Annotated in this window: 18 protein-coding genes and 1 tRNA gene; 10 read left to right on the forward strand and 9 right to left on the reverse strand. The window is 68.6% G+C overall.

All coding sequences use genetic code 11. The features are described 5' to 3' along the window. The first annotated feature begins 128 nt into the window (after positions 1–128). Positions 129–1,559: a hypothetical protein gene (locus OHT77_RS23110; RefSeq protein ID WP_443048095.1), complete on the forward strand. Its 1,431-nt coding sequence runs from the start codon at positions 129–131 to the stop codon at positions 1,557–1,559. A gap of 7 nt (positions 1,560–1,566) precedes the next feature. Here OHT77_RS23110 and OHT77_RS23115 read toward each other — a convergent pair whose 3' ends face one another. Both OHT77_RS23115 and OHT77_RS23120 read right to left on the reverse strand, forming a co-directional pair. Continuing rightward, the gene (locus OHT77_RS23115; protein WP_328830408.1) at positions 1,567–3,249 is read right to left on the reverse strand and encodes a serine/threonine-protein kinase; all 1,683 of its coding nucleotides are present in this window, start codon (positions 3,247–3,249) and stop codon (positions 1,567–1,569) included. Between the two features lie 204 nt (positions 3,250–3,453). Further along, on the reverse strand, positions 3,454–4,002 hold the full coding sequence (locus OHT77_RS23120) for a helix-turn-helix domain-containing protein (protein ID WP_019055167.1): 549 nt from the start codon (positions 4,000–4,002) through the stop codon (positions 3,454–3,456). Between the two features lie 179 nt (positions 4,003–4,181). On the opposite strand from OHT77_RS23120, the gene OHT77_RS23125 reads away from it, so the two are divergent. After that, positions 4,182–4,254: transfer RNA gene (locus OHT77_RS23125), tRNA-Ala, on the forward strand. Positions 4,255–4,697: 443 nt separating this feature from the next. Here OHT77_RS23125 and OHT77_RS23130 read toward each other — a convergent pair. Further along, complete coding sequence (locus OHT77_RS23130) at positions 4,698–5,399, reverse strand: DUF5324 family protein (protein WP_328830409.1); 702 nt, start codon at positions 5,397–5,399, stop codon at positions 4,698–4,700. A 320-nt stretch (positions 5,400–5,719) separates the two neighbouring features. Between OHT77_RS23130 and OHT77_RS23135 the strand changes: the two genes are divergently transcribed. Together OHT77_RS23135 and OHT77_RS23140 are read left to right on the forward strand one after the other, a co-directional pair. Beyond that, positions 5,720–6,247, forward strand: a complete 528-nt coding sequence (locus OHT77_RS23135) for a peptidylprolyl isomerase (RefSeq protein ID WP_328830410.1) — start codon at positions 5,720–5,722, stop codon at positions 6,245–6,247. A 98-nt stretch (positions 6,248–6,345) separates the two neighbouring features. Next, a complete protein-coding gene (locus tag OHT77_RS23140; protein ID WP_328830411.1) occupies positions 6,346–7,257 on the forward strand; it encodes a rhomboid family intramembrane serine protease in 912 nt (303 codons plus the stop codon). Between the two features lie 248 nt (positions 7,258–7,505). Here OHT77_RS23140 and crgA read toward each other — a convergent pair whose 3' ends face one another. Further along, positions 7,506–7,760, reverse strand: coding sequence for a cell division protein CrgA (gene crgA, locus OHT77_RS23145; protein ID WP_033285718.1), 255 nt, complete (start codon positions 7,758–7,760; stop codon positions 7,506–7,508). A gap of 142 nt (positions 7,761–7,902) precedes the next feature. On the opposite strand from crgA, the gene OHT77_RS23150 reads away from it, so the two are divergent. The 6 genes from OHT77_RS23150 to OHT77_RS23175 are packed head-to-tail and all read left to right on the forward strand — an operon-like array spanning position 7,903 to position 12,107. Continuing rightward, positions 7,903–8,682: a DUF881 domain-containing protein gene (locus tag OHT77_RS23150; RefSeq protein WP_328830412.1), complete on the forward strand. Its 780-nt coding sequence runs from the start codon at positions 7,903–7,905 to the stop codon at positions 8,680–8,682. A 21-nt stretch (positions 8,683–8,703) separates the two neighbouring features. Further along, the gene (locus tag OHT77_RS23155; protein ID WP_328830413.1) at positions 8,704–9,402 is read left to right on the forward strand and encodes a class E sortase; all 699 of its coding nucleotides are present in this window, start codon (positions 8,704–8,706) and stop codon (positions 9,400–9,402) included. 16 nt (positions 9,403–9,418) lie between these two features. After that, positions 9,419–9,616: a hypothetical protein gene (locus OHT77_RS23160; protein ID WP_026150117.1), complete on the forward strand. Its 198-nt coding sequence runs from the start codon at positions 9,419–9,421 to the stop codon at positions 9,614–9,616. Beyond that, positions 9,613–10,251: an aminodeoxychorismate/anthranilate synthase component II gene (locus OHT77_RS23165; protein ID WP_266770399.1), complete on the forward strand. Its 639-nt coding sequence runs from the start codon at positions 9,613–9,615 to the stop codon at positions 10,249–10,251. The genes OHT77_RS23160 and OHT77_RS23165 overlap by 4 nt, the downstream gene beginning before the upstream one ends. Then, positions 10,248–11,345 (forward strand): class E sortase, encoded by a 1,098-nt coding sequence (locus OHT77_RS23170; protein WP_328830414.1) that lies wholly within the window; start codon positions 10,248–10,250, stop codon positions 11,343–11,345. The genes OHT77_RS23165 and OHT77_RS23170 overlap by 4 nt, the downstream gene beginning before the upstream one ends. 12 nt (positions 11,346–11,357) lie before the next feature. Next, complete coding sequence (locus tag OHT77_RS23175) at positions 11,358–12,107, forward strand: class E sortase (RefSeq protein ID WP_328830415.1); 750 nt, start codon at positions 11,358–11,360, stop codon at positions 12,105–12,107. A 70-nt stretch (positions 12,108–12,177) separates the two neighbouring features. Here the strand turns inward: OHT77_RS23175 and pknB are convergent, their stop codons facing one another. The 5 genes from pknB to OHT77_RS23200 all read right to left on the reverse strand — a co-directional run bounded on the left by pknB (position 12,178) and on the right by OHT77_RS23200 (position 19,438). Beyond that, positions 12,178–14,169 (reverse strand): Stk1 family PASTA domain-containing Ser/Thr kinase, encoded by a 1,992-nt coding sequence (gene pknB, locus OHT77_RS23180; RefSeq protein WP_328830416.1) that lies wholly within the window; start codon positions 14,167–14,169, stop codon positions 12,178–12,180. Between the two features lie 170 nt (positions 14,170–14,339). Then, complete coding sequence (locus tag OHT77_RS23185) at positions 14,340–15,827, reverse strand: peptidoglycan D,D-transpeptidase FtsI family protein (RefSeq protein ID WP_328830417.1); 1,488 nt, start codon at positions 15,825–15,827, stop codon at positions 14,340–14,342. Next, positions 15,824–17,263: an FtsW/RodA/SpoVE family cell cycle protein gene (locus OHT77_RS23190; RefSeq protein ID WP_328830418.1), complete on the reverse strand. Its 1,440-nt coding sequence runs from the start codon at positions 17,261–17,263 to the stop codon at positions 15,824–15,826. Before OHT77_RS23190 ends, OHT77_RS23185 begins: the two co-directional genes overlap by 4 nt. Before the next feature lie 30 nt (positions 17,264–17,293). After that, entirely contained in the window at positions 17,294–18,826 is a 1,533-nt protein-coding gene (locus OHT77_RS23195; protein ID WP_328834310.1) for a Stp1/IreP family PP2C-type Ser/Thr phosphatase, read from the reverse strand. A 90-nt stretch (positions 18,827–18,916) separates the two neighbouring features. Continuing rightward, positions 18,917–19,438, reverse strand: a complete 522-nt coding sequence (locus tag OHT77_RS23200) for an FHA domain-containing protein FhaB/FipA (protein WP_328830419.1) — start codon at positions 19,436–19,438, stop codon at positions 18,917–18,919. Positions 19,439–19,443 lie beyond the last annotated feature (5 nt).

The raw sequence follows: 19,443 nt of genomic DNA on the forward strand, positions 1-19,443 counted from the left end.
CCCCGGCCGCCCTAGCGGTCGGGGCTTTGTGTTGCGCCCCCGCCCGGCTGCGGTTACGGCCGCCGGGACCCCGCTGTTTCGGACGCTCGTACGCATTGCCCGGATGCCACGCGCGCGTGCGGGGCAGGATGGGCCACGTCCGGAGCAACGGTGAGGGGTGGCGCGTCATGGGGCGGCGGCGTACGGCGTGGTGGCGGACGCGGACGCGGGCACAGGGCGGCCGTAGGCCCGTCGCCGGGGCCGGGGCCCTAGGACGACGTGTCGTGGTCCTCACAGCGGCGCTGTGCGCGACGGTCGCCCTCACGGGGCGGCCCTCGACGGCGGACGGGTCGCCGGGAGCCTACGGCTACGACCAGGGCGACCACGTCGTCGACGGAGCGACCGGCACCGGGGACGCCGTAGCGCTGAAAGCCGGTGGGGCGTACCGGAGTTCGCTTCCCAAGGGCGCCAAGGTCTACTACGGCATCGATCTCGACGCCACCTCGAACGCCTACGTCTCCGTGACCGCCGTGCCTCCGGCGGGCACCACGGTCGCCGCCACCGACGGCATCAGGGTGTCGATGGAGAACGCCTCGGGCACCGCCTGCACCCACCGGAGCGCCACCTTCGGGGCGAGCAGGAGTCCCCACCCCGTGGCCGCCTGGGCGGCGCGGGAGGCGGGGAAGGCGCTGTGCAACGGGGGCGGCAGGTACTACGTGGTCGTCGAGCGCGTCGACGCGTCGGGTTCGTCGTCCGACACCTGGGGGCTGGAACTGACCGCGGTCTCGGAGCCTCCGTTGGCTCAGGCCGGTACGACCGAGGCACCTCAGGTCTGGGACTCCGCGTCGCCCGAGGCCGTCACGGGGGAGGCCCGGCGCCGCCTCGGCGGCTCGGGCTTCGCCGGGGCGGCCGCCGTCGGACAGGGCGTGTGGCAGGACGACGTCCGGCCCGGCGGAACCCTCTTCTACAAGGTGCCGGTCGACTGGGGTCAACAGCTGTCCGTCACCGCCGAACTGGGCGGTTCGGACGGCGGCAGCGGCTATGTGACCCGCGCGCTCGACCTGGCGCTCTACAACCCCGTGCGCGGCTCCGTAGACGAGGCGGGCCTCGGATACCGGGGCAGCGAGCGGTCGGTGGCGCTGGAGCCGCTGCCGCCCGTCGAGTACCGCAACCGCTACTCCGTCGTCGACCACGTGAACGGGATGCGCTTCGCCGGTTCCTACTACCTCGTCGTGCACCTCTCCACGGAGCTGGCCGACAGCTTCGGCCAGGGACCGTTGCCGGTGACACTGCGGGTGCGGGTCGACGGGTCGGCGCACGCGGGTCCCGGATACGCGGCGAAGCCCGAGCCCCGGAACATCTTCGAGGTGACAACGCAGGACCGCGCGGCGGCTGTGACGGGGGGCGCAGGGGGAGGCGGAAACCGCTCGATGAAGGTCCTCGCGGTGGCCGGGATCGGGGCGGGCAGTGTGTTGCTGGCGAGCCTCGGCGTGTGGACGATTTCGGCCCGGCGGCGGGACGGGGGCCGGGAGCGGGATCGGGATCGGGATCGGGACAGGGCTTCGACGGCGGCCTTGTGAGTCCGGTTCAGATGCGGGTCAGTGCCCAGAACCCCACCGCGTAGCAGGCCAGCGCGAGCAGCAGGAGCGGGATCGCCACCTTCGCGGGCGGCCCTGGCCGGCGCCGTGCCCGCCTGCCGCGGTGCTGCGGAACCGGCGACGCGGAGGGTGGAACCTGCGGGACCTGAGCGGTGTATGAAGCAGTAGAGGGTTCAGCACGCGGCTGGGGGGAGGGCAGGACATGCGTGGGGTCGTGGGGGGAGGTCAGGCCGTGGGGAGCGGCGTACGGGGAGGAGTGCGCGGGCTGGTGCTGGCCTTGGTCGGCCTGGTAGCGGCCGTCCTGGTACTGGTCGTGGCCGTCCTGATGTGCCTGCCCCAGCTGCTCCGGCTGCTCCAACTGCCGCGCCTGGTCTGTTTGTTGCCCGTACGAGGCTCGCGGGGGCGGCAGATGGAAGCTGCCGGTGTCCGACATCGGGGAGGGCGGCAGGGGCGGAGCCGGTATCGGGGTCGGCGCAGGGGGCGGAGACTGAGCCGGGGCCCGGGTTGGGGGTTCGGTCGGGGTCGGCCGGGAAGTGATGCCCTGCCTGGGATCCACGGGTACGGAGTCCGTGCCGGGCCATGCCGACTCGGGGCCCTCGCCTGTGACGCCGCCGACGCCTATGACCCCGTTGGCTACACCGCCGCCGTCACCGGTCCCGCCGCCACTGACCCCGCTACCGCCGACATCGCCCCCGTCGCCCAGCTGATCCCCACCACCCCCTCCATTCCCGCCCTCGGACGCCGACGGCACGACAGACGTCGTCGCCCCCGTGTCCACCCCGGACGCCCGCTTCAGCGGACCCTCGGGCGCGAACCCCAAAGGAAGCGGGCCGAGTTGGTCGAAGATCTCGATCAACTCGTCGTCGGGGCCGGGCTCGGGCAACAGCTCCGCGGCCGCGGCAAGCGCCTTGCGTGCCCCCGTGGCGGTGCGGAAGCGGGCCTGCGGGTCGGGCTGCAGCAACATCGCCACGACCTGCCACAGCGCCTCGGGAATGCCCTTGGGCGCCCCCGGAGTCCCGTGCTCCGCGAAGTACTGCACCAGGGCCTTGGAGTCCGGCTTGGCCCCCTCCAGCAGATACAGCGCCACGAGTCCTACGGCGAACAGGTCGGCGGGGAAGTCGGGTTCGGCGCCCATCATCTGCTCGGGCGCGAGATAACCCGGCGTGCCCACCACGAGGTTGGTCTCGGTCAGGCGTGCCTCGCCCAGCCGCATCGCGATGCCGAAGTCGGAGAGACGCAGACGCGGGCGGCCGGTGCCGGTGGCTTCGAGGAGCAGGTTCGCGGGCTTGATGTCCCGGTGCACGACACCTTCCGCGTGCACCGCGGCGAGACCGGAGAGGAGCTGGTCGAGCAGCGTGCAGACGAAGGCGGGAGGCAGGGGACCGTAGTCCCCGATGAGGTGGACGAGCGAGCCGCCGGCCACCAGGTCCATGGTGAACAGGACCTTGTCGTCGTCGGCGGCCCAGCTGGCCGGAGCCAGTACATGGGGGTGGTCGATCCGCAGGGCCTGTTCCCGTACGAAGCGCAGCAGGGAGTGCGCGTCGCTCTGCTGCAGGACCTTGGCGGCCACATAGCGGCGCCGTCGGTGGTCCCAGGCGCGCCAGACCGCGCCGACACCGCCGCGTCCGATCGGGTCGACCAGTTCGTACCGGCCGGCGAAGACCTCACCCATGGCTGTGCGTCGCTCCTCCCCCTTCGGCTACCTCCGTTGCTTCCCCCGAGACGAGCGATACGACTCCCCCTGACGGCAGTTCCTCATGGCACTCCCTCGCGGCGGTTCCGCACGTGCTGCCGGTGAGCGACACGGCCCCCTCGTGTCGCGCCCCGACCGCGTGCCCGGCTGCCGAACCCCCGATCGGCTGCCGGGCCGTGGGGATCAGCTCTGGTGGGACTGGTAGTGCGCGACCGCGTCCGAGGTGCGGCCCGCGCCGTAGACCCGGAGGAACTCTGCCAGTTCGGGGTGGGTCGGGGCGAGGGTGTCGGCCGCGTCGATGATGTCGCCCGCGGCGGCCACCGAGCGCAGCAGCGACTGGATCTCCCGGACCACCCGCTTGACCGTGGGCGCCCCTGAACTGCTCGTCGTGGTCGTGGTGTTGCTGAGCACCGAGCCCCCCTGGGACTTCTTGATCTCGTCCATGCGCTCGGTGGCCTCGGCCGCGCTGACGCTGCCGTCCGCGACCTGTCCCGCCAGGTCCTGCAACAACTGCACCCGCTGCACCACCGCGGGATTGCCGATCTTCGCCCGCTGACCGCTCATCAGCTGGGACAGCATCGGCGCGGACAGTCCCAACACCCCCGCGAGACGAGCCTGGTTGAGCCCAAGATCGTCGATGAGCTTACGGAAGAGCGCCCCCAAAGGCTCCCCGTACCAATTCCGCTGCAGCTCCCGCGCTCTGGCGGTGGCTTCCTGCTGTGCGGCGTCCATTGCGTCTCCCCATCGCTTCCCCAAAACCGCGGTTCGCTCTAGCGAACCACGACGAGCATCTTACGGAGAGTGGTCGTTCACCGGGAGCCCCAAGTTTTTGCGAGATACCCGGGATGACCCGGTACGCTTGTCCCCGAAGCCCGCCGGTGTGTGGTTCTACCGTCGGATGCTTCTCTAGCGGGGCCTTAGCTCAGTTGGTAGAGCGCTGTCTTTGCATGGCAGATGTCAGGGGTTCGACTCCCCTAGGCTCCACATTCCGCACCGGCCGGTCGCCCTCAGTGGCGTCCGGCCGGTGTTTTTGTGCGCCCGGTAGGTGACGTGCGTCACGTCTATGGACGATCTTCGTTGCAGTTGTTTGCGCAAATATCAGCGCCGGACGGGATCCGCGGGGCGTCGCGCCGGTGATCTCCATGGTGTGGGGGTGATGTGCCCGCGTGTGCGGGAGGTGTGTGAGCTGGTGCGAATACGGCCGTGTAATCAGGGGTGTGCGGTCCGTTAAGGGAGTCTGTGCGGCGCTTGTACACCTGGGCCGTTGCAAACGTCATCGCGGACAGCCTGCGTAAATCAAGGGAGTTGGCGGCCGGCGGCGGTTGTTCCACGTGAAACCCCGCTGGCCGTTCCACGTGAAACATCGCCGTGGGGCAGGAGACCCTCAAGTCTCCTGCCCCACGGCGATGTTGAAAGTGCGTCGGACGTCAGCGGTGGTCGTCGCTGTCCGCGGCCTCGTCCTCGGCCTGCTTGGCCTCGACCTCGGGGTCGAGCACGGCCTCGGGGCTGCCGTCCACCGCGGTGAGGTGGCCCGGCTCGGGCACCTCGGTCGCGGCGGGAGGCTCGACCAGCCAGTCGGGGTTGGCCTGCTTGTCCCACCACTTCCAGGCGGCGAAAGCACCGCCCGCAAGGATGCCCAGGACTGCCAGCCCCTTCGCGAGACGGCCGGCCCTCGCCCGCCGCTCGTGCTTGCGGACCAGCTTCTGGATCTCCTTGGGCGTGACCTGACCGCGCAGCGCGGCGAACGCCGCCGCACCGCGGGCCGCGGCCTCGTCCTTGACCGGGCCGGCGGCTGCGACCGCCTGCTCGATCTTCGGCCGTGAGTACTCGGCGGCCTGCACGGCAGCCTTGCGCGTACGGACGGCGGCCTCCTGGGCGGCCTGGTCGACCTTCGGCGGTACATGAGTGCGGGCCTGCTCAAGACGTGGCACGACGTGGGCGTCGTACTGGACGCGGGCCTGGTCGGCGGCCAGCGATACCTTGGGCGCGAGTCGTACACGTGCCTCATGGGCGTAGTACGAAGCCCTGTCCTTGGCCGTGTCGGCGTAGGGCGCCACCACTTCCGCGGCGTGCAGCACGCTGTCCTTCGCCGAACCGGTCGCGGAACGCACGCTGTCGATGCGGGTCACGGGATTCCTCCTCCTCGGTGGCGGTACGCATTTTCGTCTATCCACCCATTTACGGATCATGCCTGCGAACGGGCCGCGAGGCATGTAGAGGGCGGGCATCCGGGTCACGATTACGTGCGATACCGGATGAATACGAGGGAACGGGAGCTTGTCGTCGACAATGCCACGGATCCCCGTGCCGTGCCCCTGTCCCGGAGCCACTCGACCGGTTTTCTGCAAGCGGACCCTGTGGAATGCCCCCGAGAGAACGGCGTCGGACGACGCGATGCGTGGAGCGTGCGAGGATCTGAGGGTCACAGGAAGACAACGGAAGGCAGATCGTGGCTGAGCAGCTTTACGCCACCCTGAAGACCAATCTCGGCGACATCGAGGTCCGGCTGCTGCCGAACCACGCGCCCAAGACGGTCCAGAACTTCGTGGAGCTCGCCAAGGGGGAGCGTGAGTGGACCAACCCCACCACGGGTGAGAAGTCCACGGACAAGCTCTACGACGGCACGGTCTTCCACCGGGTGATCAGCGGCTTCATGATTCAGGGCGGGGACCCGCTGGGCAACGGCACGGGTGGCCCGGGCTACCAGTTCGAGGACGAGTTCCACCCCGACCTGCGCTTCGACAAGCCCTACCTGCTGGCCATGGCCAACGCCGGGCCGGGCACCAACGGCTCGCAGTTCTTCGTCACCGTCTCCCCGACGGCCTGGCTGACCCGCAAGCACACCATCTTCGGTGAGGTCACCGACCCGGCGAGCCAGAAGGTCGTGGACGCCATCGCGGCGGCCGAGACCAACCCGCGCACCGACCGTCCGGTCAAGGACGTCATCATCGAGTCGGTCGTCGTCGAGACCCGCTAGGACCGGACACTGGTCCTTACCGCCGGGAACCAAACGCCCCGTTCATCCGTAAGGATGGGCGGGGCGATGCATTGCGTACGAAGGATTGAGGGGACCCCATGGACCAGGCGCCAGGCAGCCCGACGGGCCCGGAGGAGCAGCGGCCCCCGGACGGCCAGAGTCTGCCGGTCTGTTACCGCCACCCGGACCGCGAGACCGGCATCCGCTGCACCCGCTGCGAGAAGCCGATCTGCCCCGAGTGCATGGTCAGCGCCTCGGTCGGTTTCCAGTGCCCCGACTGCGTCCGCAGCGGTTCCGGCACGGGTCACGCCCCGACCGCGGCCCAGCCCCGTACGCTCGCCGGCGGCACGGTGGCGGCGGATCCGCAGCTCGCGACCAAGATCCTGATCGGCCTCTGCGTCGCCATGTATCTGGTGCAGCTGGCGGTGGGCGACCGCTTCACCGAGCGGCTTGAGCTCCTCGGCCAGGCGTACGTCCCGCTCTTCGGCTCCGTCGAGGGCATTGCCGAAGGCCAGCCCTACCGGCTGCTGACCGCGATGTTCCTGCACGCCAGCCCGATCCACATCATCTTCAACATGCTCAGCCTGTGGTGGATCGGCGGTCCCCTGGAGGCTGCGCTCGGCCGTGCCCGCTATCTCGCCCTGTACTTCGTCTCGGGTCTCGCGGGCAGCGCGCTCACGTATTTGATCGCCGCCCCGAACCAGCCCTCGCTGGGTGCCTCCGGCGCGATCTTCGGGCTCTTCGGCGCGACGGCCGTGCTGATGCGTCGGCTCCGGTACGACATGCGGCCGGTCATCGCGCTGCTGGTGATCAACCTGATCTTCACCTTCGGGTGGGCCAACATCGCCTGGCAGGCCCACATCGGCGGCCTGGTCGCCGGTGTGATCACCGGGTACGCGATGGTGCACGCCCCGCGGGAGCGGCGGGCCCTGATCCAGTACGGCACCTGTGCCGTCGTACTGGTCGTCGTCGTGGTGTTGACGCTGATCAGGACGGCTCAGCTCAGCTGATATCAAACCGTTGTCCACAGCGTGTGCCGGATCTTGTGCACACGGTGCGGGAACAGCTGTGCCCCCTGTCACTGACCCGTGTTTCCGCAGGTCAGGCAGGGGGCGAACAGGTTTGCGGGTGCCGGTGTGTCAGTCACACCGGCGTCAACACCCGGGAGGTTATCCACAGATCGTCGTTCTTTTTCCCCAGGCCCGCTGTGGATACCTTCCCAGGCTGTGGATAACTCAGTGGAAAGCCGTGGGCAGAGCTACTTCCACTGCGTGGAGACGCCGAACCCGGCGGCGATGAAGCCGAAGCCCACCACGATGTTCCAGTTGTCCAGGCTGTCGATGGGCATGGAGCCGTCGGTGACGTAGAAGACGACGATCCAGGCCAGCCCGATGACGAACATGGCCAGCATGACCGGTGCGACCCAGGCACGGCTGTTCAACTTGATGGCGGTCGCCGCTTTCGCCGGCGGCGGCGTGTAGTCGGCCTTCTTGCGGATACGTGACTTCGGCACGAGGGTCTCTCCTGTCGATGCGCTGCGTGGCCGCGCAGGGAACTGGGGCGGGCTCCGGGGCAGCGTACAAGGGGACACTGAGTGCTCCCCCGGGCGTCCGTTAGCGTAGTGCTTCCGCGGCGCCGAAGGAGATAAGGGTACGTTGAGCAATTCTGCCGACTCCCCCGGGACGGGTACCAGTCCTGCCCGTATCCGCCGTTTCCGTCCGGTGCGGATTCTCACGGTGGCCGTCTTCGCCCTCGCGGGGCTCATCTTCTTCACCAGTTTCAACACGGCCAAGGGCACGAACATCCGCACGGACGCCTCCTTGCTGAAGCTGTCCGACCTCATCCAGAACCGCAGCCAGAAGAACGGCCGGCTGGAGGACGCCAACGGGGTCCTGCGCGACGAGGTCGACGCGCTCCGCAAGGAGGACGACACCAGCACCGGCGCCGACGGCACGAAGCTCACGGCACTGGAGCGGACCGCGGGCGCGCAGCAGCTCAAGGGCAAGGCGGTCACCGTCACCCTGAACGACGCCCCGCCCAACGCCACCGCCAAGCTCCCCGGCTACCCCGAGCCGCAGCCCGACTACCTGGTCATCCACCAGCAGGACCTCCAGGCCGTGGTGAACGCCCTCTGGCAGGGCGGCGCCAAGGGCATCAAGGTCATGGACCAGCGGCTGATCTCGACCAGCGCCGTGCGCTGCGTGGGCAACACCCTGATCCTCCAGGGCCGGGTCTACTCACCGCCGTACAAGATCACGGCCGTCGGGGACCCGGGGAAGCTGCAGGCGGCGCTGACGGCGTCCAAGGCGATCCAGAACTACATGGTGTACGTCGATGTCTACGGACTCGGGTGGAAAGTGACCGACGACGGGACGGTGACTCTTCCCGGGTACTCGGGCACAGTGGATCTGCACTACGCGAAGCCAGTGGAGTAGGCGTCCGTACGGGAGCTGCCGGTGCGCGTGATCGTCAGGAGCGTCAGCGAACTCTGCATCACCGTCGGCACGTTGATCGTCCTCTTCGTGGTCTATGTGCTGTTCTGGACCGGCGTGAAGGCCGACCACACGATGAGCGACCAGATCCACCAGCTGCAGAACCAGTGGTCGCGGCAGACCGTGCACCCGAAGGCGTCTCCCGCGCCGGCGCCCGCCGCCTCGCCCGCTCCGGCGAAACCGGCCGCGTACAAGGACGGCAGGTCCTTCGCGATCATGTACATCCCGCGGCTTGGTTTCACGTGGAACAAGCCGGTTCTCGAGGACACCGACGTGAGCACCCTGAAGAAGGGGCTCGGACACTACGCGGGCACCGCGCAGTTGGGGCAGGTCGGGAACTTCGCGGTGGCCGGACACCGGCGGACGTACGGCAACCCCTTCGTGGACTTTCCGAAGCTGCGGGTGGGCGACGCGGTGGTGCTGACGGACGGGACCACCTGGTTCACGTATCGGATCGACAAAGGGCCTTACAAAACAGTGCCCACCGACATTGAGGTGATCGATCCTGTGCCACGTAAGTCCGGGTACACGGCCTCGGGCCGCTATCTCACGCTGACCACGTGCGATCCGGAGTGGGGGCACAGCCACCGGCTGATCGTCTGGGCACACCTGGACTCCACACAGCCTGTGGAGGCCGGGAAACCGGACGCGCTGCGCCGTTAGTCTGGTGACGTACGGCGTGAGTCTGGTGCCGTGGCGCGACGGAAGGGACGGCATGTACGGCTGGATCTGGCGGCATCTGCCGGGCAACGTGTGGGTCAAGGCGCTGATTTCGCTCGTCCTGGCCCTGGCCGTGGTCTACATCCTGTTCCAGTACGTCTTCCCGTGGGCCGAACCGCTGCTGCCCTTCAACGATGTGACGGTGGACAACCAGTGAGTGCACGGATTCTCGTCGTCGACAACTACGACAGCTTCGTCTTCAACCTGGTCCAGTACCTGTACCAGCTGGGCGCCGAGTGCGAGGTGCTGCGCAACGACGAGGTGTCGACCGCGCACGCCCAGGACGGCTTCGACGGCGTCCTCCTCTCGCCCGGCCCCGGCACCCCCGAGGAGGCCGGCGTCTGCGTCGAGATGGTGCGGCACTGCGCCTCGACCGGCGTGCCCGTCTTCGGCGTCTGCCTCGGCATGCAGTCGATGCAGGTGGCTTACGGCGGCGTCGTGGACCGCGCCCCCGAACTGCTGCACGGCAAGACCTCGCTCGTCGAGCACGAGGGCAAGGGCGTCTTCGCCGGACTGCCCTCGCCCTTCACGGCGACCCGCTACCACTCGCTGGCGGCCGAGCCGGGCACGGTCCCGGCCGAACTCGAGGTCACCGCGAGAACGCACGACGGCATCATCATGGGCCTGCGCCACCGCGAACTGCCCGTCGAGGGCGTCCAGTTCCACCCGGAGTCGGTGCTCACCGAGCACGGCCACCGGATGCTGGCCAACTGGCTGGTGGAGTGCGGCGACCAGGGTGCCGTGGCGAGGTCGGCGGGGCTCGCCCCGGTGGTGGGCAGGGCCACGGCGTGACCGCCCTGCGCCCCGAGCGCGAGTCCGAGGCCGCGTACGGGGAGCAGCCGTACGCGGAGCAGAGCGGGTTCGACCAGTGGCACGGCGCGCAGGCGCAGGGTGCGCCCGGGGTGCCGTACGGTCCGATCGACGAAGAGACCGTCGCGCTGCGGCTGGCGGACCTCCCCCAGGAGGGGACGGGCCACGGCCGGTCCATATCGGCGTCTGACGCCACAGCCGCCTCGTCCGTCACTGGAACCCCCACCGGGGGCCGTGCGGCCCGCAGGAAGGCCGCCAAGGGGCGGCACGGGCGTCATGGGGCCGGCGGCGCGACGGACGAGACCGCCGAGGCCGCCACGGCAGCGGAGTCGGCGTCGGCCTCGGCCGGTGGCGGCGCGCCCCTCTCGCGGGTCGAGGCGCGGCGGCGGCAGCGGGCCAACAAGCCGGGGGCCGCGGTCGTCGCGAGCCGGGCGATCGGCGAGGTCTTCATCACCACCGGCGTGCTGATGCTGCTGTTCGTCACCTACCAGCTGTGGTGGACGAACGTCCGGGCGCACGCGCAGGCCGGCAGCGAGGCGAGCCAGCTGCAGAACGACTGGGCCAACGGCAAGCGCGCGCCCGGGGAGTTCTCGCCGGGGCAGGGCTTCGCCATCCTGCACATCCCCAAGCTGGACGTGATCGCGCCGATCGCCGAGGGCGTCAGCAACAAGAAGGTCCTCGACAAGGGCATGGTCGGGCACTACAGCGAGGGCGCCCTCAAGACCGCGATGCCGGACGCGAAGACCGGCAACTTCGCGCTCGCCGCGCACCGCAACACCCATGGCGAACCGTTCCGGTACATCAACCAGTTGAAGCCGGGCGACGAGGTCGTGGTGGAGACCCAGGACACGTACTACGTCTACAAGATGACGAAGACGCTGCCCGTGACGTCACCGAGCAACACCAGTGTCATCGACCCCATCCCCAAGGGCTCCGGGTTCACCCAGCCCGGCCGCTACATCACGCTGACGACCTGTACGCCGGAGTTCACCAGCAAGTATCGGCTGATCGTCTGGGGCAAGATGGTCGAGCAACGGCCGCGCAGCAAGGGCAAGCCGGATGCGCTCATCGAGTAGGGGCAACTGAACGTGGCAGCGACCACCGACGACACCGAAGAGCAGACCGACACGCCCGCCTCCCCGCCGGACGGCCCCCGCGGCACCGGCCGGGTCGCGATGGCCGTCAGCGTCTTCGGTGAACTCCTCATCACGGCGGGCCTGATCCTCGGCCTGTTCGTCGTCTACTCCCTGTGGTGGACGAACGTCGTCGCCGACCGCACGGCCGACAAGCAGGGCGACAAGGTCCGCAACAACTGGTCCAAGGACAAGGACACCGGCCCCGGTGCCCTCGACACCAAGGACGGCATCGGCTTCCTGCACGTGCCCGCGATGAAGAACGGCGAGGTGCTGGTCGAGAAGGGCACCGAGACGAGCGTCCTCAACGACGGCGTCGCCGGCTACTACACGGACCCGATCAAGGCCGCCCTCCCCACCACGGGCAAGAACGGCAACTTCACCCTCGCCGCCCACCGCGACGGCCACGGCGCCAAGTTCCACAACATCGACAAGATCAAGAAGGGCGACCCGATCGTCTTCGAGACGAAGGACGAGTGGTACGTCTACAAGGTCTACGACATCCTTCCCGAGACCTCGAAGTACAACGTCAAGACCCTCGCCCAGATCCCCACGGAGTCCGGCAAGAAGAAGGCCGGCCACTACATCACCCTCACGACCTGCACGCCGGTGTACACGTCCCGGTACCGCTACGTGGTGTGGGGCGAACTGGTCCGCGTCGACAAGGTGGACAGCGCACGGACACCGCCGAAGGAACTCCGCTGACGGCACGGCCCCGGTGACGAAAGAGCCCCGGCACCCTCCACAGGGTGCCGGGGCTCTTCGCGTTCCGGGGCTAGCCGTTCAGGCCTCCGAAGAAGCCGCCGCCTCCGTCGTTGCCGCCGTTGCCGTTGCCGGTGCCGACGCTGGTGAGGTTGATCTGGGTGCTGCCGGGGTCATTGACCTGGGTGCCCTGGCCCGGGTCCTGCTGGGTCACGATCGCGTTGTCGCCCTGGTCGCTGTTGCCGGTGAACTGGACGTTGGTGAAGCCGTTCTGCTGCAGGATCTGCTTGGCGTTCTTCACCGTCTGGCCGACGACGTTCGGGACCTGGGTCTGGGAGACCTTGCCGATCTGGATGTTGACCGCCGAGTTCTTGTCGACCTGCGTCCCGGCCGCGGGCGAGGTCGCGACGACCTTGCCGTTCAGGTTGGTGTCGGTGGTCGCCACCTCGGTGCAGTTGCCGACGAGGTCGTTCTGCTGCATCTGCGCCTTGGCGTCGTCACAGCTCTTGCCGCTGACGTCCGGGACCGTGGACTTCGCCTGGGCCTTGGCGACGGTCAGGGTGATGGTGGTGCCCTTCTGAACCTCCGCACCCAGCGCCGGGTCCTGGTCCAGCACGGTCCCCGGGTCCTCGCCGGACACCTTCTGCTTCGTCTTCACGACGAACTTGTACTTGTCGCCCTCGAGCGTCGAGGTCGCGTCGTCGACGTTCTGGCCCACGACACTCGGTACGACGACCTTCGGTGCCCCGGTCGAGACGACCAGGTTGACCGTGGAGTCCTTCTTCACCGAGGTGGTGGGGTCCGGGTCCTGCGTACAGATCTTGCCCTTGACCTGGTTCTCGCAGGTCTTCGACGTGTACGACAGCTTCAGACCGATGTTGCTCGCCATGGTGTCGGCGGCATCCTTGGTCTGCCCGATGAAGTTCGGTGTGCTGACGTTGTCGTTCGACGAGTCGTTCCCGCTGAACGCCCATTTCCCGATCAGGATCGCGCCCACCAGCACCAGGACCGCCGCCACGACCAGCAGGATCGTCGAGGTGTTCGTCTTCTTCTTCTGCTGGCGGCGCCGGTCGGGACGGTCGTCGTAGCCGAAGCCGCCGTCGTCCGGGTTCATGGGGGGAAGCATCGTGGTGGCGCCGGCGTCCGAGCGCAGGGCCGTGGTGGCGTGGTCGTCGCCGTAACCGCCGTAGCCGACCGAACCCAGTGCCGCCGTCGCGCCGACGGGCTGGCCGTCGAGGCAGGCCTCGATGTCCATGCGCATCTCGTCGGCCGACTGGTAGCGGTAGTTGGGGTCCTTGACCAGGGCCTTCAGGACGATGGCGTCCATCTCGGGCGTGATCTCGGGGTCGAAGACCGACGGCGGCTGCGGCTCCTCGCGCACGTGCTGGTACGCCACCGCGACCGGCGAGTCGCCCACGAAGGGCGGCCGTACCGTCAGCAGTTCGTAGAGGAGACAACCCGTCGAGTAGAGGTCCGAACGGGCGTCGACCTGCTCGCCCTTCGCCTGCTCCGGCGAGAGGTACTGGGCGGTGCCGATGACCGCGGACGTCTGCGTCATCGTCATGCCGGAGTCGCCCATGGCGCGGGCGATGCCGAAGTCCATCACCTTGACCTGGCCGGTGCGCGTCAGCATGACGTTGGCCGGCTTGATGTCGCGGTGCACGATGCCACTGCGGTGCGAGTACTCCAGGGCCTGGAGAATCCCGATGGTCATCTCCAGCGTCCGCTCCGGCAGCAGCTTGCGGCCGCTGTGGAGCAGCTCACGAAGCGTGGAACCGTCGACGTACTCCATGACGATGTACGGGATCGAGACCCCGTCGACGTAGTCCTCGCCCGTGTCGTAGACCGCGACGATCGCGGGATGGTTGAGCGAGGCGGCCGACTGGGCCTCCCGGCGGAACCGGGCCTGGAAGGAAGGGTCGCGCGCAAGGTCGACGCGCAGCGTCTTCACCGCCACCGTGCGGCCGAGGCGTGTGTCATGGGCGAGGTAGACCTCCGCCATGCCACCACGGCCGAGCACTTGGCCCAGCTCGTACCGGCCGCCGAGGCGACGCGGCTCTTCCATAGTTCCCTACCAGCCCTCTCCGTCGGTCCCGACCCGCACGGGTGTGCGGTCGGAGGCTAGCCGTCCGGGCCTACCGTACCCGGCTGGCTTTGTGTGACCTGGCCAAGCCCGTCACCCGATACAGGACCGGTATCGCAACGTGCACCGATGTGAAGGGGACGTGAGCGGGGTCACTTCTTGCTGTCGATGACCGCCTCCATAACGCTCTTCGCGATCGGGGCCGCGAGGCCGCCGCCGGAGATGTCGTCACGGTTGGCCTTGTCGTCCTCGATGACCACCGCCACAGCGACCGGCGAACTGCCGTCGGAGAGCTTGGCGTAGGAGAGGAACCAGGCGTACGGGTTCTCGCTGTTCTCGACACCGTGCTGGGCGGTACCGGTCTTGCCGCCGACGGTGACGCCGGGGATCTTCGCGCTGGTGCCGGTGCCCTTCTCGACGACCGTCTCCATCATCGACTGCAGGATCTGCGCGTTCTTCGAGGAGAGAGGCTGGCTCATCTCCTCGGGCTCGGTCTGCGAGATCGTGTCGAGGTTCGACGACTGGAGCTTGTCGACCATGTACGGCTTCATCAGCTTGCCGTCGTTGGCGACCGCGGAGGCGACCATGGCCATCTGCAGCGGGGTCGCGGCGGTGTTGTACTGGCCGATCGAGGAGAGCGCGGTCTGCGACTGGTTCATGTTGTCGGAGAAGACCGAGGAGCTGGAGCGGATCGGGGTGAACTGCTCGGAGTCGAAGCCGAACTTCTTCGCCTCGGCCAGCATCTTGTCGTTGCCGAGGTCGGAGCCGACCTTGCCGAAGACGGTGTTGCAGGAGTACTGCAGCGCGACGCGCAGGGTCGCGTTCTTGCAGGGGATGTTGCCCTCGTTCTTCAGCTGGGTCGTGGTGCCCGGCATGGTCCACGGCAGCGGCGAGTCGGTGGCCTCGTCGGCGGACGAGTACAGGTTGTTCTGCAGCGCCGCGGACGCGGTGACCACCTTGAAGGTCGAGCCCGGCGGGTAAGTCTCGCGCAGCGCCCGGTTCAGCATCGGGTCGTTCGGGTCGTACTTCTTCTGCAGCTTCTGCCAGGCCTTGGAGTCCGTGGAGGTGGAGTTCCCCGCGAACGACGACGGGTCGTACGACGGGTAGGACGCCAGCGCCAGGATCTTGCCGGTGGACGGGTCGAGGGCGACGACGGCGCCCTTGCCGCCCTGGTTCTTCAGCCCCTTCCACGCGGCGTTCTGCGCGGCCGCGTTGAGGGTGGTGACGACGTTGCCGCCGGACTTCGCCTTGCCGGTGATCATGTCGAGGGTGTTGCGGAAGAAGAGCCGGTCGTCGTTGCCGGTGAGGATGCCGTCCTCGATGGACTCCAGCTGGTTGGCGCCGAAGGCCTGGGAGGCGTATCCGGTGACGGGCGCCCACATCGCGCCGTTCTTGTACGTCCGCTTGTACTTCAGGTCGTTGAGCCCGGAGGTGCTGGTCTCGGTGGAGCCGGTGATCGGGTTGCCGTCGACGATGATGTCGCCGCGCGGGGTGGAGTAGCGCGCGATGGTGACACGGCGGTTCTTCGGGTCGTCCTTGAGACCGTCGGCCTTGACGTACTGGAGCCAGTTGTCGCGCAGCAGCAGGGTGAGGACCAGGAGGCCGCAGAAGAGCGCGATCCGGCGCAGGGGCTTGTTCATGACGGGCGGACCACCTGGGTCATCTCGGCGTCGGGACTGGGGGCGGGCGCGGGGGCCGGCCGGCGGGCGGTGTCGCTGATCCGGATCAGGATGCCGATGAGGGCCCAGTTGGCGATCACGGAGGAACCGCCGTACGCCACGAAGGGCATCGTCATACCGGTCAGCGGGATGAGGCCCATCACGCCGCCCGCGACGACGAAGACCTGGAGGGCCATACCGCCGGAGAGGCCGACGGCGAGGAGCTTGCCGAAGGGGTCGCGCGCGGCGAGGGCGGTGCGGACACCGCGCTCCACGATCAGGCCGTAGATGAGCAGGATCGCCATGATGCCCGCGAGGCCCAGTTCCTCGCCGAAGGTGGCGAGGATGAAGTCGGAGTTGGCGGCGAACCGGATGAGGTCGGAGTGGCCCTGGCCGAGACCGCTGCCGAGGGTGCCGCCGGAGCCGAAGGCCCACAGGGCCTGCATTGACTGCTCGGAGTGGCCGCCCACGCCCTGCTGGCTGAGCGTGTACTCCTTCATCGGGTCGAGCCAGGCCTGGACCCGCTGCTGGACGTGCGGCTCGAAGGTGGCCACGCCGACCGCGCCGGCCGCGGACATCAGCAGACCGAAGACGATCCAGCTGGTCCGCTCGGTGGCGACGTACAGCATGATGATGAACATGCCGAAGAACAGCAGCGAGGTTCCGAGGTCGGTCTCGAAGACCAGGATCAGGATCGAGATGAACCAGACGACCAGGATCGGGCCGAGGTCGCGGCCGCGCGGCAGGTAGAGGCCCATGAAGCGGCGGCTGGCCAGCGCGAGCGCGTCGCGCTTCACCATCAGGTAGCCGGCGAAGAAGATCGCGAGGACGATCTTCGCGAACTCACCGGGCTGGATGGAGAATCCGCCGACCGAGATCCAGATCTTCGCGCCGTAGATGTTGGCGCCGAGGCCCGGCACCAGCGGCAGCAGCAGCAGGACGAGCGCGCCGACCATGGAGATGTACGTGTAGCGCTGCAGGGCGCGGTGGTCCTTGAGGAAGATCAGGACGACGGCGAACAGTCCGATGCCCATCGCGGTGTACATCAACTGCCGCGGCGCGGCGTTGCCCGCCTGGTTGATGGACTGCAGCAGCTTCGACTGGTCGAGCCGCCAGATGATGACGAGTCCCATGCCGTTCAACAGCGTCGCCAGCGGCAGCAGCAGCGGGTCCGCGTACGGCGCGAACTTGCGTACGGCCAGGTGCGCGACGCCGGCCAGCAGGCCGAGGCCCAGACCGTAGCTCAGCAGCCCGGACGGCACCTGGTCGTTGATGGCCAAGCCCACGTTGGCATAGGCGAACACCGGGATGGCGACGGCGAAGATCAGGAGCGCCAGCTCGGTGTTGCGTCGGCTCGGTGCGCCGATGGAGCCGATCGTGGACGTGTGGTGCGACGGCGTGTTGGTAGAACTGCTCATCGTGTGACGGGGCCTCTCACGGCTTGCCTATTACTTGCTGCACTGCGAGACGACCTGCTGCTCTTCCTCCGAAAGGCTGGGACCGGGGTTGGGAGTCGCAGACGGGGTCGGGGACGTCGAAGTCGTGGCCGAAGGGGTCGGCTTCGGCGTGGCCTTGGACGTGAGCGAGGTACTGGTGGTTCCCGTGGTGCCGGCGGGCTTCTTGGTCGCGCTGTCCCGCTCGGCCTCCTTCTTGCACGCGGAGGCCTGTACGGCGAGGTCGTCGATCTTCTTCCGGGCGTCCTGCAGACCGCCCTCGGCGATCGTCGCCTTGACCTGCTTCTGCTGGTACGGCGGGAGGTACTTGAGTTCGATGTCGGGGTGGTCCTTCTCCACCTTCGACAGCGAGACCCACGCGAGGTCCTGGCTGATGCCCCGGTACAGCGCGACGTGTTCGCCGTTGGCGCCCACGAAGTACTGCGTCTGCGTCCAGCGCCAGCCGCCGTACAGGCCGCCGCCGATGACCGCGAGCGCGAGCACCGTGTAGAAGGATCTCTTGAACCACCTGCGGCCCTTGGAGGGCTTCACGAAGTCTTCGTCGGTGTAGTCCCCGAAGCTGCCCTCGGGGGTGTAACCGGTGGTGTCGCCGGAGCCGGGCGGGCCGAACTCGCCGCCCCCGCCGTTCTGTCCGGGCACCTGGCGGCCGAGCCCGGAAGCACGCCCCGCCGGGGTCTGCATGATGCCGTTGTCGTGCTGGTGGAGCTGGTTCTCGGCGACCGCGCCGACGATCACCGGGGTGTCCGACAGCTGCGCGGCGAGGGTGTCGCCGGTGTCGAGGTCCAGGACGTCGGCGATGATCACCGTGATGTTGTCGGGGCCGCCGCCGCGCAGGGCGAGCTGGATCAGCTCCTGCACGGTCTCCTGGGGGCCCTGGTAGCTGGCGAGGGTGTCTTCCATCGTCTGGTGCGAGACGACGCCCGACAGCCCGTCGGAACAGATCAAGTACCGGTCGCCGGCGCGGACTTCACGGATCGACAGGTCCGGCTCGACATGGTCACCGCTGCCGAGCGCGCGCATGAGCAGGGCGCGCTGCGGGTGGGTGGTGGCCTCTTCCTCGGTGATCCGGCCCTCGTCGACCAGCCGCTGCACCCAGGTGTGGTCCTGGGTGATCTGGGTCAGCACCCCGTCGCGCAGCAGGTAGGCGCGGGAGTCGCCGACATGGACCAGGCCGAGCCGCTGCCCGGTCCACAGCAGGGCGGTGAGCGTGGTGCCCATGCCCTCCAGCTGCGGGTCCTCCTCGACCATCATGCGCAACTGGTCGTTGGCCCGCTGCACGGCGGTGCCGAGCGAGGTGAGGATGTCGGAGCCCGGCACGTCGTCGTCGAGCGAGACGATGGTCGAGATCACCTCCGAGGAGGCGACCTCACCGGCGGCCTGGCCGCCCATCCCGTCGGCGATCGCGAGGAGGCGTGGACCGGCGTAGCCCGAGTCCTCGTTGCCCTCGCGGATCATGCCTTTGTGCGATCCGGCGGCGAAGCGCAGTGACAGACTCATGCGCACCTCGCCCGTCGGCTCCGGGTACATCCGCACGGTGCCCACCCTCCGGTCGGGAGCGCGCCGGGGTCCGCCAGACGGTCCGCCGCTGCGTGCTCGCTCCGCTCGCTCATTTTCGTACTACTTCCGCAGCTCGATGACGGTCTTGCCGATGCGGATCGGCGCGCCCAGCGGAATCGGTGTGGGGGTCGTCAGCCGGGACCGGTCCAGGTACGTGCCGTTCGTGGATCCGAGGTCCTCGACGATCCACTGGCCGTCGCGGTCCGGGTAGATCCTGGCATGCCGGCTGGAGGCGTAGTCGTCGTCCAGCACGATCGTTGAATCGTGCGCCCGGCCCAGGGTGATGGTCTGGCCCTGGAGCGCGACGGTGGTGCCCGTGAGGATTCCCTCACTGACGACCAGCTTGCTGGGGGCGTTACGGCCCCGCCGACCGCCCCCGCTCGGCTGCTGCTGGCGCTGCTGCGGAGGGGCCGCCTGCCGGGCGGCCTGCTGCTGCGGTCGTCCGGCGTCCCGTCGCGAGCCGCGCTGTGTGACACGCGTTCCGAACAGGTCGCTGCGGATGACCTGCACGGCCACGATCACGAACAGCCACAGTACGGCCAGGAAACCCAGCCGCATGACCGTGAGGGTCAGCTCTGACATTGCCC

The sequence above is a fragment of the Streptomyces sp. NBC_00252 genome, from assembly GCF_036187565.1.
Taxonomy (GTDB): domain Bacteria; phylum Actinomycetota; class Actinomycetes; order Streptomycetales; family Streptomycetaceae; genus Streptomyces.